This window comes from Streptomyces nanshensis (assembly GCF_001751255.1).
In the GTDB taxonomy this organism is placed as follows: domain Bacteria; phylum Actinomycetota; class Actinomycetes; order Streptomycetales; family Streptomycetaceae; genus Streptomyces; species Streptomyces nanshensis_A.
Genome location: NZ_LJGW01000702.1, coordinates 1 through 8,180, shown reverse-complemented (window position 1 = coordinate 8,180; position 8,180 = coordinate 1). Strand labels below are relative to the sequence as shown.

Sequence of the window (8,180 nt, the reverse complement as noted above, 5' to 3'; positions counted from 1 at the left end):
GCCCGCCCGGGTCCGCCCCGGGCGGGCCGGGTGGGCCGGGGCCGTCCGTTCCCGTTCCCCGTTCGTGCTGTCCCGTTCCGCTACTGCCGCCGCAGCGTCGGACGCAGCGCTTCCAGTACCGCCGGGTCGTCGATCGTGCTGGGTACGGGCTCGTCCGTCCCGTCGGCGATGCTCCGCATGGACTTGCGCAGGATCTTCCCGGACCGCGTCTTCGGCAGCGCGGCCACGACCGCGACGTCCTTGAGGGAGGCCACCGCGCCGACCTGGTCCCGTACCAGCGTCACCAGCTCCGCGCGCAGCCGCTCCGCATAGCCCTCGGCGTCCGCGTCCACACCGGACTTCAGCACCACGAAGCCGCGCGGCACCTGGCCCTTGAGCTGGTCGGAGACCCCGATCACGGCGCACTCCGCGACGTCCGGATGCCCGGCGAGCACCTCCTCCATCCCGCCCGTGGAGAGGCGGTGCCCGGCGACGTTGATGACGTCGTCCGTGCGTCCCATGACGAACAGATAGCCGTCCTCGTCGAGATGGCCGCCGTCGCCCGTGAGGTAGTAGCCGTCGAAGGCCGACATGTACGACTGCACGAACCGCTCGTCGTCGTTCCACAGCGTCGGCAGCGCGCCGGGCGGCATCGGCAGCCGCGCCACGATGGCGCCGTCGGTGCCCGGCGGCACCTGCCGGCCGTCGCCGTCGAGGACCTGGATGTCCCAGCCGGGCAGCGGCTTCGTCGGCGACCCGGGCTTGACGGGCAGCAGCTCGATCCCGGCGGGGTTGGCGACGATGGGCCAGCCGGTCTCCGTCTGCCACCAGTGGTCGATGACGGGGATACCGAGCAACTCCGAGGCCCAGCGGTAGGTTTCGGGGTCGAGCCGCTCCCCGGCGAGGAAGAGGTACTTCAGCGCCGACAGGTCGTAGGCGCGGGCGAACTCGCCGTCCGGGTCCTCCTTCTTCAGCGCGCGGAAGGCCGTGGGGGCGGTGAACATCGCGCGCACGCCGTACTCGGCGGCCACGCGCCAGAACTGCCCCGCGTCCGGGGTGCCGACGGGCTTGCCCTCGTACAGGACCGTCGTCGCGCCCGCGAGCAGCGGCGCGTAGACGATGTAGGAGTGCCCGACGACCCAGCCGACGTCGGAGGCGGTGAAGAGCGTCTGCCCCGGGCCGACGTCGTAGACGTTGGTCATGCTCCAGGCCAGGGCGGTGGCGTAGCCGCCGCTGTCGCGTACGACGCCCTTGGGCTTCCCGGTCGTCCCGGAGGTGTAGAGGACGTACAGCGGGTCCGTGGAGGCGACCGGCACCGGGTCCGCGGGGGAGGCCGCGGCGCAGGCCGCCGCCCAGTCCACGTCGTCGGCGCCCAACTCGGCCTCGGCCTGCGGACGTTGGAGGACGATCCGGCGGGCGGGCTTGTGCGCTGCCAGCTCGATCGCCTTGTCCAGCAGCGGCTTGTACTCGATGACGCGCGTGCCCTCGATGCCGCAGGACGCCGAGACGACGACCGTGGGCCGTGCGTCGTCGATCCGTACCGCCAGCTCGCGCGCGGCGAAGCCGCCGAAGACCACCGAGTGCACCGCGCCCAGCCGTGCGCAGGCCAGCATCGCGACGGCCGCCTCCGGCACCATCGGCATGTAGATCACGACGCGGTCGCCCGCCGAGACGCCCGCGTCCCGCAGCGCGCCCGCGAAGACGGCGACCTCGTCGCGCAGCCGCTCGTAGGTGTAGACGTCCTTCACACCGGTGACGGGGGAGTCGTACACCAGGGCGGGACGCTGCCCGTGGCCCGCCTCGACATGGCGGTCGAGCGCGTTGCGGCAGACGTTCAACTCCCCGTCGGGGAACCAGCGGTAGAACGGCGGCCGTGCGTCGTCCAGCGCCTTCGTGGGTGTCCGCTCCCACTCCAGAGCGCTGGCCGCCTCCAGCCAGAACCGCTCCGGGTCCGCGACGCTCGCACGGAAGATCTCGTCGTACTCGCCCACCGTCGCCTCCTTCCGGGCGGTCCTGCCCGGCCGCCCGCTCGTGCGTACTTCCCCGGCGGGGCCCGAGCCGCCGCTCGACCGCTCGACCGCCCGGCGGGTACGGCGACGATACGGCGCGCAGCGCGCGAGGTCAGCCTCGCGGACGCTCAGTCGTCGCGGGAGCCGGAGGTCCCGGACGTGCCGGACGTCCGAGAGCCGCCGGGCTCGCCGGTGCCGCCGGACTCCCCGGCGGGGGCGCCGTGTTCGAGGAGGACGGCCACCGCGTCCCGCGCCTGGAGCGCCGCGTCGGGCGACCCCGTGACGGTGGCCACCGTGATCGCCCCGTCGAAGAGCACGACGATCTGCGCCGCGAGCCGCTCGGGATCCGCGACGCCCGTGCCCTCCACCAGGCTCAGGATGCGCGCCCGCAGCGCCGCCTTGTGCCCCCGGACGACCTCGGTCACCGCCTCGGATCCTGCGCCGAGTTCACCGAAGGCGTTGTTGAACGCACAGCCGCGGAAGCCGGGTTGGAGGAACCAGGCGCGCAACCACTCGAACATGCCGAGAAGTTGCTCGCGCGGGGTGGCGTATCCCGCGATGTGCTCCTCCAGGGCGGCGCGGGAGATCTCGTCCCGGCGGCGCAGATACGCCTCCACGATGTCGCCCTTGGACGGGAAGCACCGGTAGAGGCGCTTGAGGGAGACACCGGCGGCGTCCCGTATCCGGTCGATGCCGACGGCCTGCACGCCGTGTGCGTAGAAGAGCGCGTCCGCCGCGTCCAACACCCGCGTGTCCGGCTCGACTTCGGAATCCATTCGCGCCTCTTCAGCCCTTGAGAACCATCGTTCTCCACTGTACGCTCCTTCGTGAGAACGGTCGTTCTCGCGCTGTCCCGCCCAGGCGGGCCGCATTCGGGGCGAGGGCCCCGGGTGCGGCTTTCAAGGGGGGCCGTCTGGGCGGAACAGCTCACTTGACGCTCGTATCCGTGCACCTCCTCCCCGCGGTCCGGCGCCGGGGCCGGGTGAACCGCCGCGCCGCCTGCCGCGTCGTCTACGGACATGAGGAAGATCCCGCGCGCGGCGCACCGGCTGCTGGTCTTCGGGTGGCTCCAGGCGCGCTGCTGTGCGTTCGCCGTGGCGCTGCTCGGCGGCATCGCCGCCTCCCGGCTGCTGCCCGAACTCCCCGTCGCCCGCTACGACATCGTGCTCGTCTACGGTCTCGCCCTGGCGGTGCTGGCCCGGCGGCTGGGCTGGGACAGCGCGCGGGACACGGCGGTCATCGCCGCCTGCCACGTCATCGGGCTCCTCTTCGAGCTGGTGAAGGTCCGCCTGGGGTCCTGGAGTTATCCGGAGCCGGCCGTCACGAAGATCGCCGGCGTTCCGCTGTACGGAGGGTTCCTCTACTCCGCCGTCGGCAGCTACGTCTGCCGCGCCTGGAGCCTGCTCGGCCTCCGGCTCACGGGCTACCGTCCGCGCGCCATGGCCGCCCTCTCGTGTGCCGTGTACGTCAACTTCTTCACCCACCACTGGCTGCCCGACGCCCGCTGGCTGCTCGCCGCGCTGCTGCTGTGCGCGACCGCCGGCACCTGGGTGCACTACACCGTGGGCGACGGGCGCTACCGCATGCCGCTGGCCCTGACGTTCTCGCTCATCGGCTTCTTCCTGTGGGTCGCGGAGAACGCCGCGACGTACGCGGGCGCCTGGAGCTACCCCGACCAGCTCGACGGCTGGCAGCCCGTCTCCCCGGCGAAGGCCGGCGCATGGGCGCTGCTGATCAGCGTCACGTTCGTGCTGGCCGCGTGGTCGCGGAAGGGCACCGATCAGGACGCGTACGAACCCCCGGAAACGGGGAATCGGAAGAGGCGGTTCCCTGGAGCGGCGGCCGTACGGCTCCCCGGAGCGGTGGCCGCACGGCCCCTGCCGCCGTCCGGCGGGCACCCGCCGCCGCGCGAGGCGGCCGGGGCGCTCCCGGGGGCCGAGACCGAGGACGTACGAGACCGAGGAACCGAGGACGCCGCGTGAGCACAATCCCGGAAGTCACCCTCAACAACGGAATCCGCATGCCGCAACTGGGCTTCGGCGTCTACAAGGTGCCGGAGGAGGAGACCCAGGAGGTCGTCACCGCCGCGCTGGAGGCCGGCTACCGCAGCATCGACACCGCCGCCCTCTACCGCAACGAGGAGGGCACCGGACGTGCCGTCGCCGCCTCCGGCATCCCGCGCGACGAGCTGTTCGTGACCACGAAGCTCTGGAACACCGACCACGGGTACGACACCGCGCTGCGCGCCTTCGACACCTCACTGGCGAAGCTGGGCCTGGAGTACGTCGACCTCTACCTCATCCACTGGCCGCTGCCCGCGCGCGATCTGTACGTCGAGACCTGGCGGGCGCTGGAGCGGATCCTCTCCGAGGGGCGGGCGCGGGCCGTCGGCGTCTCCAACTTCCAGCCGGAGCATCTGCGGCGGCTGACCGAGGAGACCGGCACCGTCCCCGCCGTCAATCAGATCGAGCTCCATCCGCGGCTTCCGCAGCGGGAGTTGCGCGAGACGGACGCGGAGCTGGGGATCGTCACCGAGGCGTGGTCGCCGCTGGGCCGCGGCAACGGCGTTCTGGAGGAGGCGTCCGTGACGTCGATCGCGCAGAAGCACGGCAGGACCCCGGCGCAGGTCGTGCTGCGCTGGCACCTCCAGCTCGGGAACGTCGTCATCCCCAAGTCGGTGACGCCGTCCCGCATCCGGGAGAACCTCGGCGTCACCGGGTTCGAACTGGACGACGGCGACATGGCCGCCCTGGCGGAGCTGGAGACGGGCACCCGCGTCGGTCCGCACCCCGACACCCTCAACTGAGCCCGGACGTACGGCGGTTGGGCGTACGGGCGTATCGGGCGTATGGGGCGGGTGGCGCGGCGGGTTTCCCTCTGCCGCGCCGCCCGCCCCGCAGCCGTACGGTCCGGGTGGGCCGTCGGCCGCGCTCTCCGCTCAGAGCGAGGGATGCTGCGCCAACAGCTCCTCGATGCGCGTCAGTTCGGCCTCGTCGAAGCCCAGGCGCCCGCTCGCGGCGACGCTGTCGGCGAGCTGTTCGGGGCTGCTGGCCCCGACGAGCGCCGAGGTGACGCTGTCGCGCAGCACCCACGCCAGCGCCATCTGCGCCAGCGACTGCCCGCGCTCCCGCGCTACGTCGTTCAGACCGCGCAGCATGGCCACCGTCTGCCCCGTGATCTGCTCGCTGCTGAGGAACGGACTCGCACTCGCGGCCCGCGACCCCTCGGGCACGCCGTCCAGATAGCGGCTGGAGAGCATGCCCTGCGCGAGCGGCGAGTACACGATCGAGCCCGCGCCGATCTCCGACAGCGTCTCCAGCAGGCCCCCTTCGGGCTGCCGGTCGAGCATGGAGTAGCGGGGCTGGTGGATGAGCAGCGGCGTGCCCAGCTCCCGCAGGATCGCGGCGGCCCGGCGGGTCTGCTCCGGCGAGTAGTTGGAGATCCCGGCGTAGAGCGCCTTGCCCTGCTGCACGGCGGTGTGCAGCGCCCCCATCGTCTCTTCCAGCGGTGTGTCCGGGTCGGGCCGGTGGGAGTAGAAGATGTCGACGTGGTCGAGGCCCAGGCGGGTCAGGCTCTGGTCGAGGGAGGCGAGCAGGCTCTTGCGGGAGCCCCATTCCCCGTACGGGCCGGGCCACATGAGGTGCCCCGCCTTGGTGGAGACGAGGAACTCGTCGCGGTAGGGCCGCAGATCCTGACGGACGATGCGGCCGAAGGCGGTCTCGGCGGCGCCGGGCGGCGGACCGTAGTTGTTCGCCAGGTCGAAGTGGGTGACGCCCAGGTCGAACGCCCGGCGGACGATGGCCTGTTGGGTCTCCAGCGCCCGGTCGGTGCCGAAGTTGTGCCACAGCCCCAGCGATATCGCGGGCAGGCGGAGACCGCTGCGGCCCGTACGGCGGTAGGGCATCGTCTCGTAGCGGCCGGCGTCGGCTTGGTACACGGGGGTCTCTCCTCGGATGTCGCGGTCCTGCGGGGCCGCGGGTCTACGGACTGACGGGACGTACGGACGGGACGGACCGGTGGGACGTACGGACGGAACCGCGGAGACGGCACCGCCGATCGGAGCCGGCGGTCCTCAACTGCCGCGGTACGGAAGGGAGATGGGACGGGAGGGGGACGGGAAAGGAAGGGGGCGGGAGGGGGCCGTCAGGCGACACCCTCCGGGCTCGCGCCCTCGATCGGGACGCCGTCGGAGGCGATCTCCTCGATCTCGGCGAGGTCGGCCTCGCTCAGATCGACGTCCGCGGCGGCGGCGCTCGCCTCGATGTTGCCGCTGCTGCGCGCCCCCACCAGCGCCACGTCCGCGCGCGCGAGGACCCAGGCGATGGCGAGCTGGCTCACACCGATACCGCGCGCCCGCGCGAGGTCCGAGAGCCTGCGGACGACGGCGAGATTGCGGCGCAGCGCCTCACCGGTGAAGGCGGTGGCCCTGCTGCGCCAGTCGTCCGCCGCGAAGCGGGTGTTCTCGTCGAAGCGCCCGGTGAGCAGTCCGCTGGCGAGCGGGCTGTAGGCGAGGACGCCGATGCAGTGCGCACGGGCGTAGGGCAGGACCGACTCCTCGATGCCGCGCCGGAAGAGGTGGTAGGGCGGCTGGAGCGTCTCCACCGGGCGTACGGCGGCGAACTCCGCCATCTGCTCCGCGTCGTAGTTCGAGACGCCGACGTGCCGCACCTTGCCCTCGTCGACCATCTCCTGGAGCGCACCGGCCGTCTCCGCGGCCGGTGTCCGCGGGTCGGGCCAGTGCACCTGGTAGAGGTCGATGTGCTCCACGTCCAGCGCCCGCAGGCTCTGCTCGACGCCCTCGCGCAGGAATGCCGCCGAGGCGTCCCGTCCGCCGCCGCGCTCCGCGGGACGCACCCCGCCCTTCGTGGCGATCACCACGCTGTCGCGGTCGCGGACGAGGTCCTGGCGCAGCGCCTTGCCCAGCAGCCGTTCCGAGGCGCCGAAGCCGTACGCCTGTGCGGTGTCGAAGAAATTGACGCCCAGCTCACGGGCCCGGCGGACGGCGGCCGTCGCCGCCTCCTCGTCGAACGCGCCCCAGTCGCCGCCCAGTTGCCAGGTGCCGTAGGCGACACGGGAGACCTGGAGGCCGGTGGCTCCGAGTGTGGTGGTCCGCATGGTTCCCTCCTCCTCGCGGGCGGTGGACCACTCCACCCTCACCCGCCCCGAGCCAGGCGTCCAATAGAAGAAAGCGAACGGATCCAGCAGCTAGCCTTCTCAATCGTGGAACTACGGCACCTCGAATACTTCGTCGCCGTCGCCGAGGAGCGGCACTTCACCCGCGCCGCCGAGCGGCTGCTCGTCTCGCAGTCGGGGCTCTCGGCCTCGGTGCGCGCCCTGGAACGTGAACTGGGCGCCCGGCTCTTCGTCCGCACCACCCGCAGCGTCGAGTTGACCGGCCCCGGCAGGGCGCTGCTCGCCGAGGCGACGCGGACGCTGGCGAGCGTGCGCGCCGCCAAGGAGGCGGTCGCCGCCGCGCAGGGACTGCTGCGCGGCACCCTGTCCGTGGGTACCGAGCAGTGCATCGCCGGGGTGCACGTGCCCGAGCTGCTGGCCGGATTCCGTGCCGAGCACCCGCAGGTGGAGATCCGGCTGCGGCAGGCCGGTTCGCGGCTGCTGGCCGAGGACGTCGGCGCGGGCAGGCTCGACCTGGCCTTCGTCGCCCTGTGCGGGCCGCCGCCGCAGGGCGTACGTCTCACCCGGCTCACCGGGGAGCCGCTCGTCCTGCTCTGCCATCCCGGGCACGCGCTCGCCGCCGGCGAGCGGACGCGGTGGTCGGAGCTGAAGGGCGAGCCGCTGGTGGGCTTCCAGCCCGACTGGGGCGTACGGGAGCTCACGGACCGGGCGTTCGCCGCCGCCGGTGTCGAACGGCAGGTCGCGCTGGAGGTCAACGACGTGCACAGCCTCCTCGAACTCGTCGAGCAGGGCCTCGGAGTGGCCGTCGTCCCACGGCACTTCGCCCGCAAGCCGGAGGCGGCCGGACTCGCCGCCGTGACCCTGACGCACGGGCCGCGTCCGGTGTGGGAGGTCTCCGTCGCCCGCCCGTCCGGGGACGCCGCGAGCCCCGCCGCGCGGAAGCTCTGCTCGCTGCTGGAGCTGCCGCGCGACGGGGACGAGGCGACTGAGGCGGTTGAGGCGGACGGGGCGGGCACCGCCACGGGCCGTCGGGCCCGGTGACGGCACACCGCGGCGCCG

7 protein-coding genes are annotated in these 8,180 nt (G+C 72.8%); 3 read left to right on the top strand and 4 right to left on the bottom strand.

Annotated features, from left to right (window positions below):
• Positions 1-80: 80 nt before the first annotated feature.
• Positions 81-1,970, bottom strand: coding sequence for an AMP-binding protein (locus tag AN218_RS32280; protein ID WP_070020575.1), 1,890 nt, complete (start codon positions 1,968-1,970; stop codon positions 81-83).
• 146 nt (positions 1,971-2,116) lie between these two features.
• Entirely contained in the window at positions 2,117-2,764 is a 648-nt protein-coding gene (locus AN218_RS32275; protein ID WP_070020574.1) for a TetR/AcrR family transcriptional regulator, read from the bottom strand.
• A 243-nt stretch (positions 2,765-3,007) separates the two neighbouring features.
• Here AN218_RS32275 and AN218_RS32270 point away from each other — a divergent pair, with 243 nt between their 5' ends.
• Positions 3,008-3,970, top strand: coding sequence for a DUF817 domain-containing protein (locus AN218_RS32270; protein WP_079132832.1), 963 nt, complete (start codon positions 3,008-3,010; stop codon positions 3,968-3,970).
• 38 nt (positions 3,971-4,008) lie between these two features.
• Positions 4,009-4,794 (top strand): aldo/keto reductase, encoded by a 786-nt coding sequence (locus AN218_RS32265; protein WP_171908875.1) that lies wholly within the window; start codon positions 4,009-4,011, stop codon positions 4,792-4,794.
• A 132-nt stretch (positions 4,795-4,926) separates the two neighbouring features.
• Here AN218_RS32265 and AN218_RS32260 read toward each other — a convergent pair whose 3' ends face one another.
• Both AN218_RS32260 and AN218_RS32255 read right to left on the bottom strand, forming a co-directional pair.
• On the bottom strand, positions 4,927-5,892 hold the full coding sequence (locus tag AN218_RS32260) for an aldo/keto reductase (protein WP_107421632.1): 966 nt from the start codon (positions 5,890-5,892) through the stop codon (positions 4,927-4,929).
• 239 nt (positions 5,893-6,131) lie between these two features.
• Positions 6,132-7,103: an aldo/keto reductase gene (locus tag AN218_RS32255; RefSeq protein WP_070020571.1), complete on the bottom strand. Its 972-nt coding sequence runs from the start codon at positions 7,101-7,103 to the stop codon at positions 6,132-6,134.
• Between the two features lie 105 nt (positions 7,104-7,208).
• Between AN218_RS32255 and AN218_RS32250 the strand changes: the two genes are divergently transcribed.
• Entirely contained in the window at positions 7,209-8,162 is a 954-nt protein-coding gene (locus AN218_RS32250) for a LysR family transcriptional regulator (RefSeq protein ID WP_070020570.1), read from the top strand.
• Positions 8,163-8,180: the final 18 nt, after the last annotated feature.